The sequence below is a fragment of the Micromonospora musae genome, assembly GCF_003626545.1.
GTDB classification, from domain to species: domain Bacteria; phylum Actinomycetota; class Actinomycetes; order Mycobacteriales; family Micromonosporaceae; genus Micromonospora; species Micromonospora musae.
The window spans coordinates 390,219-405,813 of sequence record NZ_RAZS01000001.1 but is presented as its reverse complement, the minus strand read 5'-3'; the positions used below and the strand labels follow the sequence as shown (position 1 = coordinate 405,813).

Below are 15,595 nucleotides of genomic sequence, written 5' to 3'. Positions count from 1 at the left end.
GATGGCTCGACTCGCCCAGACGCCCGGCCTGACCGATGTGCAGCGATCCATCCTGGAGACCGTCCGCGAGTTCGCCGACAAGGAGATCATCCCGCATGCGCAGCGGCTGGAGCACGCCGACGAGTACCCGACCGACATCCTCGACGGGATGCGGGAGATGGGGCTCTTCGGCCTCACCATCGCCGAGGAGTACGGCGGGCTCGGCGAGTCCCTGCTGACCTACGCCCTCGTCGTCGAGGAGCTCTCCCGGGGCTGGATGTCGATCTCCGGCATCGTCAACACCCACTTCATCGTGGCGTACCTGATCTCCCAGCACGGCTCCGCCGAGCAGCGCAGCCGCCTGCTGCCGAGGATGGCCACCGGCGAGGTACGCGGCGCCTTCTCGATGTCGGAGCCGGAGTGCGGCTCCGACGTCGCCGCGATCAAGTCGAAGGCGGTCCGCGACGGCGACCGATTCGTGCTCAACGGTCAGAAGATGTGGCTCACCAACGGGGCGTACTCCTCGGTGGTGGCCACCCTGGTCAAGACCGACACCGGCGCCGACTCGGTCTACGGCAACATGAGCACCTTCCTGCTGGAGAAGGAGCCCGGCTTCGGCGAGACCGCACCCGGCCTCACCATCCCCGGCCGGATCGAGAAGATGGGCTACAAGGGCGTCGAGACCACGGAGATGGTGCTCGACGGGGTCCGGGTGCCCGCCTCGGCCGTGCTCGGCGGCGAGGAGCAGGTCGGCCGCGGCTTCTACCAGATGATGGACGGCATCGAGGTCGGGCGGGTGAACGTGGCCGCCCGCGCCTGCGGCATCTCCGTCCGCGCCTTCGAGCTGGCCGTCGCGTACGCCCAGCAGCGCCGCACCTTCGGTCAGCCCCTCGCCAAGCACCAGGCCGTCGCGTTCAAACTCGCCGAGATGGGTACGAAGATCGAGGCCGCGCACGCCCTCATGGTCAACGCCGCCCGGCTCAAGGACGCCGGCCAGCGCAACGACGTCGAGGCCGGCATGGCCAAGCTGCTCGCCTCCGAGTACTGCGCCGAGGTGGTGCAGGAGGCCTTCCGCATCCACGGCGGCTACGGCTACTCGAAGGAGTACGAGATCGAGCGGCTGATGCGGGAGGCGCCGTTCCTGCTGATCGGCGAGGGCACCTCGGAGATCCAGAAGACGATCATCTCCCGCGGCCTGCTCAAGGAGTACAAGCTCTGACCGTTCCGGCCCAGGTCAGGCGCCGGGCGCGTGCGTGGTTCCGGCCCGGGTCAGGCGCCGACGCCGGGCGCGTGTGCGGCGAGCTGCCGGCGGGCGTGGCTGATCAGGGCGGCGGGGTCGTCGGCGTACAGGCGGATCTCCCGCACCGGCTCGCTCGGCCCCTTCGGCAGCCGTACGGAGATCGGCTCGCGCAGCACCAGGTCGACGCTGGTCTGCTTGGCGGCGGCGACGCTCAGGATCGCTCCCGACTCGTCCCGCTCGACCTGGACGGCTCGGCTGGAGGGCAGTGAGCGGTAGCGGGCGCCGGCCGTGGCGATCGCCGTCCACGGCACCAGGAAGTCGACGGAGAAGCCGTTGCGCACGCGCAGCCCGGCCGCCTCGGCGACGTGCGGGTGCATCCGCAGGCTGGCCAGGAGCCCGATCATCCACAGCAGGCCCCAGATGCCGAGCACCAGCACGATCTTCCGCGCCGACGGGAGGGTGTGGGCGAGGATCACGTCGAAGATCGGGATCTCGACCGCCGAGAGGACGATGAAGGCGATCAGGATCGGCTTCACCACGCCGACGTAGCTGAAGACCTCCGCCCCGGGCTCCCGGGTCGGCGGCCGGCGCAGCAGCCAGCGGTAGAGGCTGCGCCACATCCCGATCTCGTACACGATCGCGGCTCGCAGCAACGCGATCGGATTCCGCTCCCGCACCGGGTAGCTCCGCCCCTGAGTGGTTACATTGCAACTGCAATGTAACCACCGCAGACCCGCGGACGCAATGCGGCTGTATCGCATCCCTCGGCTGCAGCCCCGTTGATCATGAGGTTGGCGGGCGAAATGGAGATCGACTACGCCGCCAACCTCATGATCAACGGGTTGAGTGGGGGTGGGGAGGGGGTCGGGTTCGAGGGTTAGGGGCGGCGGGTCAGGGCGCCTACGGCGCGCTCCACCGCGAGGCAGCGGTCCTCGACGTACTCGATGCCCGCCTCCTCGGCGATCCGTCGCGCCTCCGGCGACACGATGCCGAGCTGCAACCACACCGCCGGGGCACCGATCGCCACCGCCTGCCGGACCACGTCGACCGCGTCCTCGGCGGGCCGGAACACGTTCACCAGGTCCACCGGGTGCGGGATGTCGGCGAGCGTCCGGTACACCTTCTCCCCGAACAGCTCATCGGCGCTCGGGTTGACCGGAATGATCCGCCAGCCGTGCCGCTGGATCTGCAGCGGCACACTGTGTGCCGCCTTGAGCGGATCGCGGGACGCGCCCACGACGGCGATCACGGCGGAGTCGGCGAGGATCTGCTGAGCGGTACGCACCCGGCGACTGTAGCTCCGGAACGGCGCCACCGGCGTGCGCGGTCAGAGCAGAGTGAGCTGCTCGGCGGCGGGCGGCGACGGCGGCTCCGGAAGATCGCGGCTCTCGCCCCGCTCGCCCCGATGCATACCGTGGCGGCGCGACGCGATCCGCACCCGCGCGGTCAACTCCCGCTGATAGGCCTGCGGAGCGTACGACCTGGCCCGGTAGAGCTCGCGGTAGCGGGGCACCAGGTGCGGGAACTCCCGGGCCAGCCAGTTCGCGTACCACTCGCGGGCACCGGGGCGCAGATGCAGCGGTATCGCCGAAACGCTTGTCGCCCCGGCCGCCGCGACCGCCGCCACCGTGGCGTCGATCGACTCGTCGTCGTCGCTGAGCCCGGGCAGGATCGGCGCCATCAGTACGCCCACCGAGAAGCCGGCGTCGGTGAGCGTCCGGACGGCGTCCAGCCTGCGGCGCGGGCTCGGGGTGCCCGGCTCGACGGCCCGCCAGAGCCGCTCGTCGACGAAGCCCACCGAGTAGGAGACGCCGACGCGGGTGACCTCGGCGGCCTGCCGGAGCAGCGGAAGGTCGCGCAGGAGCAGCGTGCCCTTGGTGAGGATCGAGAACGGGTTGGCGAAGTCGCGCAGCGCCGCGATGATCTGCGGCATCAGCTGGTAGCGACCCTCGGCGCGCTGGTAGCAGTCGACGTTCGTGCCCATCGCGATGTGCGCGCCCCGCCAGCGCGGCGCCGCCAGCTCCCGCCGGACCAGCTCACCGGCGTTGACCTTGACGATCACCTTCTGGTCGAAGTCCGCCCCGGCGTCGAGGTCGAGGTAGGTGTGAGTATTTCTCGCAAAGCAATATTTGCAAGCATGACTGCATCCACGGTAGGGGTTGATCGTCCACTCGAACGGGACGCGGGAGGCGCCCGGCACCCGATTGATGATCGACTTTGCCCGCACCTCGTAGAACGTCATGCCGGCGAAGCCGGGGGTGTCGAAGGTGCGCACGGTTGCGCCGGGCAGCGCCAGCGGCAGGGGTGGCGTCGCTGGCGCTGCCCGTTCGGGAGCCCCCTCGGCCGGGGGAGCGGCGAGGTTGGCCCAGCGCATGGGCATTATTCGAACACACGTACGAGCGCGGCGCAAGCCCGCACGCCGTGTCCCCGGCCACCTCGCCGGCCGCGCCACGGCCTCCGGGTGGAGGATGGAGGCATGGAGAGGTCGACGTTCGTCTACGACGGCGATTGCGCGTTCTGCACCCGCTGCGCCGAGTTCATCGAGCGGCGCATCCCCACCTCGGCCCGGGTGCTGCCGTGGCAGTTCGCCGACCTGGCCGCCCTCGGGCTGACCGAGGCGGAGTGCGAGCAGGCCGTGCAGTGGGTGGGCGTCGACGGCGTACGCGCCGCCGGGCCGGACGCCATCGCCCGGCTGCTCGGCGACAGCGGTCCACTCTGGCGGATCCCGGGCGCGATCCTGCGCTTCCCACCGGCGCGCGCCGCCGCCTGGCCCGCGTACCGCTGGGTGGCGCGCAACCGCCACCGCCTGCCCGGCGGCACCGCCGCGTGTGCGGTGCCGGCCGCGCACCGGGACTGACCGGTCCGGCCGCGCCGGTCCGCGACGGTCACCCCGCCGACCGTCAACGCCGCGCTGAGCCGGCCACCCGCTGGCGGCCACTGCCGTGGTCAGTCGGCCACGCTGCTGGCGGCCGCCGCCGTGGTCAGTCGGCCACCCGCCGATGGCTGCTGCCGTGGTCGGCCGGCCACTCCGCCGACGGCCGCAGGCGGGGTCAGTCGGGGAGGCCGGTGCAGGTCACGCCGTTGATGGTGCAGGCCGTCGGGGCCGCGCTGACGAGTGCGCCGGCCACCCGGAAGGTCACCTGCACCGAACCCTTTCCCGGCACCTGCCCGCCGTCGGCCGGCACCAGGGTCCAGGTGGCGCCGGCACGGGTGGCGCTGGCCCCGGTGACCGCCGTGAGCTTGAGGGACTCCCGGGGCAGCGTGACCACCAGGGTCCAGTCCGGCGCGGGGGCCGTCCCCGGGTTGCTGATGGTCACCGCCGCGCGGTAGCTGAGCAGCGCGCTCTCGTCGATCGAGAGCTCGGCGCGCAGCGGTGTCGGCGCCGGGGCGGACGCGCTCGCCGGCGCGCGGGACGGCGGCGCCGCGCTGCTCGGGCTCGACGTCGCCGCCGGGTGGCTGGTTGTGGGGTGGGCGGACGCGGCGGGTCGCGCCTCCGCGCCCGGAGTGCCGGGCTCGGTGGGGGCCGCCGGACCGGTCCTGGGTGGTGGGTCGAGTGCCACCGGGGCCAGCTGCTCCGGTGCCCGCAGCATCAGGATGACGGGGACCGCCGTGGCGGCCAGCACCGTCAGGACGGCCAGGACGGCGATCCAGGCGGCGCGTGACCCCGTGCTCCGGCCGGTGACCGTACGCCCGACGGACCGGGCGAGGGCCACGATCCGGTCGAGCACGATGATCGCTATGGTTCGCCGTGGCTGCGGCGGTGATGCCGGCACTGCCTACTTCCCCCTTCAACTGGTTCGACGCGGCGAGGCGGCCACGGTGGTTCGTCGGCTCAGAGCGCGCGGAGCCCGGCGAGCAGGTCCCTGAGCAGGTCCTCGGAGGGCAGCTCGGCGAGCGTCGGCGGTTCGTGTGTCTCGATGAGCCCGGCCGCGAGCAGGTCGCCGAGGAGCACCCGGACGGTGCCGACCGGTAGGTCGAGCTCCGCGCCGATCTCCGCCACCGACAGCGGCCGGTGGCACATCTCGACGATCGCCGCCTGTTCGGGGAAGAGGCGTCCCGCCGCGGGGCCGGGACCGCGAGTGATGATCAGGGTGATCAGGTCGAATCGGCCCCGCTCGGGCGCGGCGCGGCCCCGGGTCATGGTGTACGGACGGACGACAGGTCCGGCGTCGTCGTCGTACCACGCCTCGTCAGGCGCTCCGGTCGGCTGCACCGATCTCCCCGCCCGTCACGGTGGAGGCCGGTGCGAGGTACACCGGCAGGTGCTGCTCGGCCTGCCCCACGAAGAGCGCCACCTCGTACGCCATGTCGCCGACCTCGGCGTCGGCGCCGATCCGGACGGTGAGGATGGCGCCGTTGCGGGTGGTGGCGACGAAGAGGAAGGCGCGGGCCATCTGCACGACGATCTGCCGTAGGGCGCCGCCGACGCAGACCCGGGTGGCGGCCGAACCGAGCGCCTCCAGCCCGGCGACCAGGCTGGAGAGTTGACCGGCCAGGTCGTCGTGGACCTCACGGCTGGCGCCGAGCAGCAGCCCGTCGGGCGAGAGCACCACCGCGAACTCGGCGCCGTGCACCCGGTCGACCAAGTCGTTCAGGGCCTCGGTCAGGCCGTCGGTGGTGACCACTGAATGCGTCATGAGCGTCCTCTCGCTGCTCTGGGGGCCGGTATCTCAACCGTGTCTGTGCCGGCCCTGACCGGCGTGGGCTGACCGGACCCGGGGTGACGGGTCCGCACCGGCAGGCCGCCGACGCCGCCGGGCCCGGCCGGTGGCCGTGCCGACGGGCCGGGCCGGGGGCCACCCGGCCCGGGCGCCGCACCGTCCGGCCCCGTCGGCGTGACCAGGGCGGTCGGGAGCAGCACGATCGCCGCCGTTCCGCCACGAGGACCGGGTTGCAGCGAGACCCGGGCACCGCAACGGGTAGCGAGCAGGGCAGCAGCGTACAGGCCGGTGCGGCCGGACGGGGGACCCGCCATCGGCGGATCGGTCAACATTCGGTTCGCCGCGGCGAGGCCGGCCGGATCGAGGCCGGGCCCGTCGTCGGTGACCACGACGGCACAGCCGCCCGGCCGCTGCTCGCCGGTCATCCGGACCGTGGTCTCCGCCGAGGAGAAGACCAGGGCGTTCTCGACGAGTTCGGCGAGCAGGTGGGTGACGTCGGTGACCGCGGGTCCGGCGAGGTGCCACGGCCAGTGCGGGGCGACCAGGACGCGTTGGTAGTCGGCGACCTCGGCGACGGCGCCGCGGGCCACGTCGAGCAGCGGCACCGGTCGTCGCCAGCGCCGGGCCGGTCTGGCCCCGGCGAGAGTGACCAGCTTCTCCACGTTGCGGCGCAGCCGGGTGGCGAGGTGGTCGAGTTGGAACAGCTCGGCGGTCTCCTCCGCGTCGTGTTCGCGGCGCTCCATCAGGTCGAGCAGGTTGAGTTGCTCGCGCAGCAGCACCTGGTTGCGCTGGGTGAGGCGGAGGAAGAGCTCCCGGGTGGCCGCGGCGACGGCCTGCTCGTCACGGCGGGCGACCACCGGAGCGCCGTCCCCGCGACCCGGCCCGGTGGGCAGGCGATCGTCCCGGCCGGCGGCTCCGGACGGGCCGCCGTTGCGGCCGGCGGCGGGGGGCCGGGTGCGTTCGTCGACGGGCGGTGGCTTGAGCGGCGCACCGGCCGGCGCGGGGGCTCCGGTGTGGACGGCGCGGTGGGTGGTCGCCCGGGGTCGGCGCACCGCGCGAGCCCCGGCGAGCACCAGGGTGACCAGCGCGATCAGGCCGAGACCCAGCACCGCCCCGGTACGCACGAGCAGCAGGGCCGCGCCGGGGGTGGCCCGCCGGACGCTCTCCCGGGCGGTGGACCTGACCAGGTCGTCCAGCGCGGCGAGCGCCGCCCCGGACGCCTCCTGCCACTCCTGCGCGCCGGGCTCCGGACCGGCGCCGGCCGGGTCCAGCAGCCGTTCCTCGAGGGAGCGCAGCGCGGCGAACCGGGGGCCCTGGGTCAGGGCCAGGTAGGCGTCCTGGTCGCTGCCGGGCAGTCCGGCGACGGCCTCGGCGCCCGCGTACCGCCGGACGTCGATCAGCTCGTTGAGGCGGCGCCGGTCGTCGGGAGTGACCCGGCCGCCGGTGAGCGCGGCGGTGAGCAGGGTGTCCTCGCGGGCCAGCAGCTCACGGGTGCGGGCGAGCGCCACGACCGACCGGGTCTCGGCGGCGAGGTCGCTCTCCCGCGCACCCCACTCGGGGCCGTAGACGGCGAAGGCCAGGTCGATGAGCTGGTCGTAGCCGGTGACCGCCTCGGCGTGGCCGGCGTCCGCCTCGGCGCGCAGGTCGGTCAGCCCGTCGAGCCGACGCAGCAGCGTGTCGGCGCGGTCGCGTACCGCGCCGGCGGTGAGCAGCCGCAGGTCGGTGCCGCCGATGGCGTCGCGGAGGGCGGCCACGCTCCGGTCGGTGCCGCTGCGCGCGTCGGCGAGGGTGTCCGTCTCCCGTGGCTCACCCGCGATCGCGCCGGCGGTGTGACGTCGTTCGGTCTGCAGGTCGCGGATCAGCCGGTCGGTGGGCTGGCCCACGGTCTCCGACAATGCCTGGACCCGGAACAGGTCGGCGGCGTCCCGGCCGGTCAGGTACGCGGCGTACGACCAGAGCACGATCAGCATGACCGCCGTGCCGGCGAAGAGTCGCCGGGCCCGCTGCGCAGTCGTCGCCTCGGGCCCGCTCATCGGGCCGCCCGTCCGGGCCAGGGCTGCCCGGCCGCCGTGTCCGGTCGCTGCGCCACGATGGTGCGCAGCAGCGCCAGCAGCTCCGCCCGGTTGGCGCAGTTGAGCCGGGACCGCATCCGGGCCACATGGTGCTCGACGGTCTTCGCCGAGATGAAGAGCCGGTCGCCGATCTCCCGGTAGGTCAGCCCGGCGAGCACCAGTTCGGCCACCTCCCGTTCCCGGTCGCTGAGCCGGTGCGCCGCGGGTGCGGCGAGGGCGTCGGCGACCTGCCCGTCACCGTCGGCCGTGGTCGGCTGGCTCGTGCGGGCACCGGTGGGGCGGCCCTGGAGCGTCCGGGCGCAGTCGAGGAGCGCGGTCATCGCCCGCCGGTCCGGGGTGCGGATGGCGGCCTGGCCGGCGAGGCGGGCGCCGTCCCAGCAGAGTCCGGCGTCGTGCAGCCCGCGGGCCGCGGCTTCCACCTGGGCCGGGTCGACCACGCCGCGCAGCACGTCGACCCAGCTGGCGGCGGCAGCGGCGACCACTGTGGCGTACCGGCTGTGCGGCGCGGCAGTCAGCAGGGCGGCCACGTGCTCGTCGGCGACGGCCGGCTCGTCGGAGAGGATCGCGGCGTGCAGACCGCTCCAGTGCAGCGGCGTGCTCCACAGCGGTGGGTCATCGAGCCGGGCCAGCAGCGACCGGGCGCGGTGCAGGTGCGGCGCCAGCCGGTCCAGGTCGCCCAGGCGGGCCGCGGCGATGGCCAGCTCGCCGAGGGGGAGGAGCGTGAACAGGTCCACCGGGTGGCGTACGACGGCCTCCAGGGCATGCCCCCAGCCGCGCTGGAGCGCGCCGAGGTCGCTGTTGCGCCGGGCGATGCCCAGCTCGAGGGCGGTGGCGAAGAGCTGGTCACGCGATTCGAGCGGCCGGCCGCGGCCGGTGACCGTGCCGAGCCGGTTGGCGGCGTCGGCGGTGCGGCCCCGGACCATCAGGATCCAGGCTTGGAGCAGCCGGTGCCGGCGGGCCATCAGCGGGCCGCCGATGCCGCTGGCCGCCGCCCGGTCGAGGACCCGCTCCGCGATGTCGAGTTCACCGGCGTGTACGGCGGTCAGGGCGGCGAGGGCGGCCGGGCTGTCCGGCAGGAGCACCGCCCGGCCGTCCGGTTCGAGCAGCGCCGTCGCCTGGACGAGGGTGGAGAGCGCCGACGTGGGCGTCCCGCCGAGGCTGTCCCGTACGCCCTCGGCCATCAGCCGGGCGGCGCTCGCATGCAGCGTCGGCGGCCCGTTCCGCTCGCCCGTCCGATCGCTGCCGGCCTCCGCGAGGTCGCCGGCGGCGAGCGCGCCGATGGCGGCGAACGCCGCGGCGGGGGCCGCGGCCGACCAGCGGTACAGCTCCACGCTGCGGCCGACCTGACCGCGATGGGCGAGCGCCGTCGCGGCGACCAGCGCCGCCTCGGCCCGCTCGGTGGGGGTGGCCGAGGCGAGCAGCCGGTCGGCGAGGCGTAGCGCGACGTCGAGGTCGCCGGCGAGAGCCGCGGCGACCGCCTGGCGGGCGGCGACCGGTCGGCCGGCGGTCGATGCCGCCGCGAAGAGCTCCGCCGCGAGGGCCGGTTCGGTGGCGAGCGCCTCCTCGGCGGCGGCCTCCAGCGTGCCGGCCGGGCAGTCCGCGGCGACGCCGGCGGTGAGCAGCGCGCGGACCAGCGGTAACACCGAGCCGCCCCGGGCGAGCTGGACCTCGCTGAGCCGACGCCAGACCGCGGTGCGCTCGGCGGCCGGGCTCAGGGCGGTCACCGCCCGGCGGACCAGCGGAGCGAGCCGCCCGTCCGGGCCGAGCAGGCCGGCGGCGCGGGTCGCGGCGACGAGGGCGTCCACCTCGGCCGGTTCGCGGCCGAGCAGCGCGCCGAGCAGGTCGACCGGCAGCGGTACGCCGGCGGCGACGGCGAGCAGCAGTCGTCGGACGTCGGGGGAGAGGTCGTCGAGGTCCGGGCCGAACTCGAGGACGGCCTGCCGGGGCGGCTCGGCCGGGGCACCGGGTCGTGGCTCCTGCCCGCGCAGCGCCCGGGCCAGCCGTTCCACGTCGCGGGGCACCCCGGCGGTCTGGCCGTGCACGAAATCGATCAGGTCGGGGCGTCGGCCGAGTTCGGGCACGGCGGCGAGGTACGCGGCGGTCTGTTCGCGGACGAACGGGGTGAGCAGGATCAGCTGTCCCTCCCGCTTCACCGCGTCGGCGAGGTCGCCCAGCGGGGTGGACCGTGGCCACGGCCGGTACGCGACGACGAGCCGGTGCCGCCGGCCGTCCACCAGCTCGCGCAGCACCCGCAGCCGGGCGTCGTCGAGCAGGTGCGCGTCGTCGACGAGCAGGACGCTCTCCGGGTCGACCGCGTCGACCCGCTCCGGTGCGGTCTCCTGCACGGCGCCGCCGGCCCGCCGGTGCAGCCGGGCCAGCTCGGTGAGGTACGCGCTGCGGCCGTGCCCGTCGGGGCCGGTCACCGCGGCGAGCAGCGGCTCCGCCGGGTCGGCGGCGACCCGGTCGAGCAGGTCCCGGGCCGCACGGTCGAGGACCAGCCGGTTGCCGGCGAGGGCGCTGATGGTCATCGGGGTCATCCTTCGCGTCCCCGGCCCCGGGACAGCACGAGGCGCGACGCCCTCGGCAGCTCCAGCGGGGTGATCCGGATCGGGGGCCGGGGTGGCGGCTCGGCGTGGTGCATCCGGTCGTGGTCGGGGCGTCGGGGCGCAGGCACTGCGGGGCCGGGATGCCGGTGCGGCCCGGGTACGACGTCGTGGCGTGCGTCCGCGGTGGGGGCGGGTGCGCGCGGTGGCTCGGACGGTCGCGGCCGCGGCGACACCACCTGGCAGGCGGCCAACGCCGCGCCGGTGGCGGCGGTCAGCTGCGGATCGGGCTCCACCTCGACCGGCACCGGGAGGGCGGCGGTGAGCAGCTCGGCGACGAGTGGGATCCGGGTGGAGCCGCCGGTCAGCAGGACCGCGTCGAGGTCGGCGGCGCGCAGGCCGGCGGAGAGCACGGTGCGCAGCAGCAAATCCACTGTGGCCTGCACGGCCGGGCGGATCATCTCCTCGAACTGGGCCCGGGTCACCGGAACCCGGGTCGGTCCGGCCGGCAGGTTGAGCAGTACGTCGGTCTCGGTGCCGACGGTCAGTTCCCGCTTCGCCCGTTCGCACTCGGGCCGCAGCGCGCGCAGGGTCGCGTACGTCTCCCGGCGGCCGGCGGCGGCGAGTTCCCGGGCCAGCGTGGTCCGTACGTGCTCGGCGAGCGCCTCGTCGAAGTCGGAGCCGCCGATCCAGTCCAGCCCCTGCGGGAGGCCGAGGGTCTCGTACCGGCCGTGCGCGTTGCGCCGGACCAGGGCGGCCTCGAAGCTCTCCCCGCCGAGGGCGTACACCACGGCGGTGCTGCCGGCGAATCCCCGGGCGGCGTGGCCCTCGGCGACGGTGACGGTACGGGGCAGCAGCGTCACGTTGGACATGCCCAGCTCCCAGAGGGAGTTGTGCAGCAGTTCGCGGCGGTGCCGTCCCCAGCCGGCGGGGTGGCTGAGCACGACGGCGTCGGCCGGCTCCCCTTCCCGGGCGAGGACCCGCTCCACCACCCAGGTGGCGAGCACTGCGGTGAGCAGGTGCGGTGGGCAGGCCTCTCCGGCCAGCAGCAGCGGCACGTCGTCGCCGACCCGGTGGAGGAATCCCCGCGCCGTCCGGCTGCCGTCGTCGGTGCCGGACTCCCCGACGACGAGCGTGCCGTCGACGCCGAGGTGCAGCACCGACGGCACGGTGGCGGCGCCGGTGTCCAGTGCGACCGTCTCGGGACGGGCCCAGCTGGCGCCGCGGCGCCGGGCCACGGTGGCCGCGGTGGTCGTGCTCCCGATGTCGATCCCCAGGACGTACGGCATGCGCCTTCTTCCTTCGCCGGAGTCGGCCGGTCGCCGCACCGCGGGTTTCCCACGGGGTGAACGACCCACCCCCGGCGAATCCCCGTGGGCTCCTACGTTCGTACCAGAGATCGCTCCGGCATCGGGACCCTAAATCTGGCCGCCCCGATTCCCCCACTCCCCCTAACGGACGATGCGGAAAAGACCCTAACCGGGCACCACGGATTGCGGGCCGTTCCCCGATGCCCGGTCCCGCAGGGTGGTCATAGCGTCGCTGTCGACGAGCGGCGGTCGCCGACGCCCACATCCGAGGAGAAGCGGCACATGGACCAGACCCTGCATGACTTCGTGCTCAACCTGCTCACCGACGTCGACGCCCGGTCGGCGTTCGACCTCGACCCGGAGGGTGCGCTGCGGGCCGCCGGCCTCACCGACATCACGGCCGCGGACGTGCAGGACGTGGTGCCGCTGGTGGTCGACTACGCGCCGGTGCAGGGGCTCGCCCCGGTCGCCCCGGTCCTCGGTGAGCTCGGCGCCGAGCCGCTGGTGACCGACGCGACCGATGTGGTCGGTCAGCTGCAGCAGGTGGCGCAGCAGATCTCGGTCACCAACGGCTACAACGGCGTGGACGTCAAGGCCGGCGTGCTGGGCGCCATCGCGGTCGACCCGACGTCGGTCGCCGCCGGGGTGACGGTGCTGCCCGGTATCGGCCTGGGCGTCGGCCCCGGCGGCCTCGGCACCGACCTGACCGGGGTGCACGACGTCGCCCACACCCTCGACGCCGACGTGGTCGGTGCCGTGGACTCCGTCGCCGACCCGGTGGTCGGGGACGTGACGGGGACCCTCGGCAGCCCGACGACGGTGCTCGACGCGACCGACCACGGCCTGCTCGGTACCCCGGAGCACCTGCTCGGCGGCTCGAACGGCCTGCTGGGCGGCACGCTCTCCGGCACCACGGGCCAGGTCGACGGCCTCGTCGACTCGCTCGGCGTCGGCGACACCCTGGGCGGGCTGGGCCTGCACGGCGGCGGCGGGGTCGTCCCGCCGGTCGACGTGCCGGGCACGGTGGGCGGTGTGACGCACCAGGTGGATGGGCTTCTTTCTGGCGTTACCGGCACGGTGGGCAGCGTGACCGGTGGCGTCACCGACGGGGTGACCGGCGACGCCGGGGTCCACGGGGACGCTTCGGCGTCTCACGGCGGCGGTCTGCTGGGCATCACCGACGGTCTGCTCTGACCTCCCTCGGTCGGAGCAGGAGGGCCGGGTCGCGGTGGCGGCCCGGCCCTCCATCTTCTTCCCCCTTCTTCCGCCCCCCTCTTGATAATTGAGCCGAAATCCGCACACTTGGTGCGGTGATGGCGGGGATCTGGCTCGACGTGCTGGACGAGATCGCCCGTACGTGCCGCGAACACGGACGTGGCGATCTGCTCCAGGCGGTCCGGCAGAAGCGCGCGCAGCTGCTCGATCCGACCCTGCGGGTGCTGGTCATCGGGGAGCCCAACCAGGGCAAGAGCCAGCTGGTGAACGCGATCGTCAACGCACCGGTCTGTCCGGTGGGCGACGGCCGTACCACGGTTCTGCCGACCGTCGTGCAGCACGCCGAGGTCGCGGCGGCGGCCGTGGTCCAGGTGCCACCGCCGACACCGGGCCGGTCACCGGGGACGGCGCTGCCCGGCACCGTGGAGCGGACCCCGGTGCCGGTGGAGCAGATTCCGGCGGGCGTCGCCGGCTCGTACGGCCGCCGGCCCGGAGGTGGTCCCGCGTATGTCGAGATCGGACTCCCGCGCGCCCTGCTCGGCGCCGGGCTGGTCCTCGTGGACACTCCCGGCGCCGACGAGATCGGCACACCCGCGGGCGTGGCCTCCGTCGCCGCGCTGAACCGGGCGGACGCCGTGCTGCTCGTCTCCGACTCGACCCGGGAGCTCTCGGTGGCCGAGCTGAACGTGCTGTTGCACGTCACCCGCGCCCACCCGAACGTGCTCGTCGTGCAGACCAAGATCGACCTGGTGCCGGACTGGCGGGCGGTGGCGGAACGCAACCAGCGACACCTCGCCGAGGCCGGCGTGCCGGCGGCCCTGATCCCCGTCTCGGCGGCCCTGCGGCTGCGCGCGGCCGCCGCCGACGACCGAGACCTCAACGCCGAGTCGGGCTTCCCCGCGCTGGTCGCCCGGCTGCACCGGGACCTGGCCGGCAAGGCCGACGTGCTGGCGCGGGCCACGGTCGGCCTGGCCGCCCGGACGGTGGTCGAGCAGCTCGCCGCGCCGCTGCGCGCCGAGCTGGAGAGCCAGCAGGCCGAGGAGCAGTCCGGACCGATGTCCCGGCTGCACGCCGCCCAACGCGAGGTCGAGGAGCTGCGCCGCTGCTCCGTGCGGTGGCAGAACACGCTCAACGACGAGATGGCCGACCTGCTCTCCGACATCGAGTACGACCTGCGCGAACGCACCCGCCAGATCCTGCGCGAGGTCGACGACGCGTTCGACACGGCCGACCCGCTGGTCGCCTGGGACACCTTCCAGGAGTGGCTGTCGCGCAACCTCACCGAGGCGGCCGAGGCCAACCACGAGTGGCTGGCCCAGCGCTGCGACTTCGTCGCCCGCCGGGTCGCCGGCCACTTCGCCCGGTACGGCTACGACGTGCTGCCGCCCTGGTCGATGACGGTGCCCGAGGACCTCGCCGGCCGGACGCCGGAGATCGAACAGCCCAACGTCGACCGCTTCACCGTCAGCCAGAAGGTGATCACGGGCATGAAGGGCTCGTACGGGGGCCTGCTGATGTTCGGGCTGGCCATGACCCTCGCCGGCATGCCGATGATCAACCCGGTCTCGATCGGCGCGGGCGCGCTCTTCGGGGGCAAGAGCATCCGCGACGAGAGCAAGCAACTGCTGCGCCGCCGGCAGGCCACCGCGAAGACCGCCATCCAGCGCCACGTCGACGACTACTTCGTACGCGTGGTCAAGGACTGCCGGGACACGGCCCGTCAGGTGCAGCGAATGCTGCGGGACCACTTCGCCGCGCTGACCGAGGAGCTGCAGGAGGCGATCGTGCAGTCGCTGCGTACCGCCAAGCAGGCGGCCGACACCGACGCGGCCGCCCGCGACCAGCGGCAGCGGGAGATCAAGCTGAAGATGACCCGGCTGGCCGCGCTCTACGACCAGGCCCAGCAGCTGACCGCGGGCCGGCCGGCGGCGGCGCCGCTGGAGCCGCGGGCATGACCGTCGGGCTCCGCCTGGACGAGGCGGTCTGGGGGCTGCTGCACCAGGCCCTCGAGCTGTTCCGGGACGATCCCCGGGCCACCGGCCACCTGCGGCACCAGCTCGCCCGGCTGGAGCAGCCGCTGCGGGTCGCGATCGCCGGCCCCTGGCGTGCCGGCAAGTCGACGCTGCTCAACGCGATGATGGGCGAGGAGGTCGCGCCGGTGGCCGGGGCCGACGGCAGTGCCGTCTTCACCTGGTACGAGGACGGCCCGCAGCCACGGGCGACCGCGTACTCGGCCGACCAGCCGCCGCAGGAGCTGACGATGGTGAAGTCGGCGACCGGGATGCGGGTGGACCTCGTCGGCTGGCGGGCCGGCGAGCTGCGCGACATCGTGGTCCGCTGGCCCACCCGCGCGCTGCGGCAGGTGACTCTCCTCGACACTCCCGCGATCACCGCCCCGGTGGAGGATGGTCGGTCGCCGGTGATGGACCGCGTGCTGCGGGACGCTGACGCGGTTCTCTACCTGACCCGGGACGGCCGCGGCACCGACCTGCGGGTGTTGGAGTCCGGCCGGGACAGCGCCGTCGGGCAGGCCGCCCCGATCAACACCATCGTGGTGCTCGCCCGCGCCGACGAG

At 74.3% G+C, this 15,595-nt stretch carries 13 protein-coding genes and 1 pseudogene; 5 read left to right on the top strand and 9 right to left on the bottom strand.

Annotated features, from left to right (window positions below):
• Window position 1: 1 nt before the first annotated feature.
• On the top strand, window positions 2–1,198 hold the full coding sequence (locus D7147_RS01885; RefSeq protein WP_120673489.1) for an acyl-CoA dehydrogenase family protein: 1,197 nt from the start codon (window positions 2–4) through the stop codon (window positions 1,196–1,198).
• A gap of 50 nt (window positions 1,199–1,248) precedes the next feature.
• Here D7147_RS01885 and D7147_RS01880 read toward each other — a convergent pair whose 3' ends face one another.
• From D7147_RS01880 to D7147_RS01870, 3 genes are all read right to left on the bottom strand, one after another.
• Window positions 1,249–1,896, bottom strand: coding sequence for a hypothetical protein (locus tag D7147_RS01880; RefSeq protein ID WP_233562871.1), 648 nt, complete (start codon window positions 1,894–1,896; stop codon window positions 1,249–1,251).
• Between the two features lie 200 nt (window positions 1,897–2,096).
• Entirely contained in the window at window positions 2,097–2,504 is a 408-nt protein-coding gene (locus tag D7147_RS01875) for a CoA-binding protein (RefSeq protein ID WP_120673944.1), read from the bottom strand.
• Between the two features lie 42 nt (window positions 2,505–2,546).
• Complete coding sequence (locus tag D7147_RS01870) at window positions 2,547–3,593, bottom strand: Rv2578c family radical SAM protein (protein WP_120673488.1); 1,047 nt, start codon at window positions 3,591–3,593, stop codon at window positions 2,547–2,549.
• 102 nt (window positions 3,594–3,695) lie between these two features.
• On the opposite strand from D7147_RS01870, the gene D7147_RS01865 reads away from it, so the two are divergent.
• A complete protein-coding gene (locus tag D7147_RS01865; protein WP_120673487.1) occupies window positions 3,696–4,076 on the top strand; it encodes a thiol-disulfide oxidoreductase DCC family protein in 381 nt (126 codons plus the stop codon).
• A 193-nt stretch (window positions 4,077–4,269) separates the two neighbouring features.
• Here D7147_RS01865 and D7147_RS01860 read toward each other — a convergent pair whose 3' ends face one another.
• From D7147_RS01860 to D7147_RS01835, 6 genes are all read right to left on the bottom strand, one after another.
• Window positions 4,270–4,947 (bottom strand): cellulose binding domain-containing protein, encoded by a 678-nt coding sequence (locus tag D7147_RS01860; protein WP_120673486.1) that lies wholly within the window; start codon window positions 4,945–4,947, stop codon window positions 4,270–4,272.
• A gap of 104 nt (window positions 4,948–5,051) precedes the next feature.
• Window positions 5,052–5,432 (bottom strand): DUF742 domain-containing protein, encoded by a 381-nt coding sequence (locus tag D7147_RS01855; protein WP_120673485.1) that lies wholly within the window; start codon window positions 5,430–5,432, stop codon window positions 5,052–5,054.
• Window positions 5,410–5,856, bottom strand: coding sequence for a roadblock/LC7 domain-containing protein (locus D7147_RS01850; RefSeq protein ID WP_120673484.1), 447 nt, complete (start codon window positions 5,854–5,856; stop codon window positions 5,410–5,412). Before D7147_RS01850 ends, D7147_RS01855 begins: the two co-directional genes overlap by 23 nt.
• Window positions 5,853–7,913 carry a nitrate- and nitrite sensing domain-containing protein gene (locus tag D7147_RS01845; RefSeq protein WP_120673483.1) on the bottom strand — a complete coding sequence of 687 codons (2,061 nt, stop codon included), beginning with the start codon at window positions 7,911–7,913 and terminating at the stop codon, window positions 5,853–5,855. The genes D7147_RS01850 and D7147_RS01845 overlap by 4 nt, the downstream gene beginning before the upstream one ends.
• Entirely contained in the window at window positions 7,910–10,480 is a 2,571-nt protein-coding gene (locus D7147_RS01840; RefSeq protein ID WP_120673482.1) for a helix-turn-helix transcriptional regulator, read from the bottom strand. Before D7147_RS01840 ends, D7147_RS01845 begins: the two co-directional genes overlap by 4 nt.
• 5 nt (window positions 10,481–10,485) lie before the next feature.
• The gene (locus D7147_RS01835; RefSeq protein ID WP_120673481.1) at window positions 10,486–11,784 is read right to left on the bottom strand and encodes an Hsp70 family protein; all 1,299 of its coding nucleotides are present in this window, start codon (window positions 11,782–11,784) and stop codon (window positions 10,486–10,488) included.
• Between the two features lie 303 nt (window positions 11,785–12,087).
• Here D7147_RS01835 and D7147_RS01830 point away from each other — a divergent pair, with 303 nt between their 5' ends.
• From D7147_RS01830 to D7147_RS33475, 3 genes and pseudogenes are all read left to right on the top strand, one after another.
• The gene (locus tag D7147_RS01830) at window positions 12,088–12,999 is read left to right on the top strand and encodes an IniB N-terminal domain-containing protein (RefSeq protein WP_120673480.1); all 912 of its coding nucleotides are present in this window, start codon (window positions 12,088–12,090) and stop codon (window positions 12,997–12,999) included.
• Window positions 13,000–13,118: 119 nt separating this feature from the next.
• A complete protein-coding gene (locus D7147_RS01825; protein ID WP_120673479.1) occupies window positions 13,119–14,975 on the top strand; it encodes a dynamin family protein in 1,857 nt (618 codons plus the stop codon).
• Window positions 14,972–15,475: pseudogene (locus tag D7147_RS33475) on the top strand (hypothetical protein); the annotation flags it as partial. The gene D7147_RS01825 and the pseudogene D7147_RS33475, both read left to right, overlap by 4 nt.
• Between the last annotated feature and the right edge of the window lie 120 nt (window positions 15,476–15,595).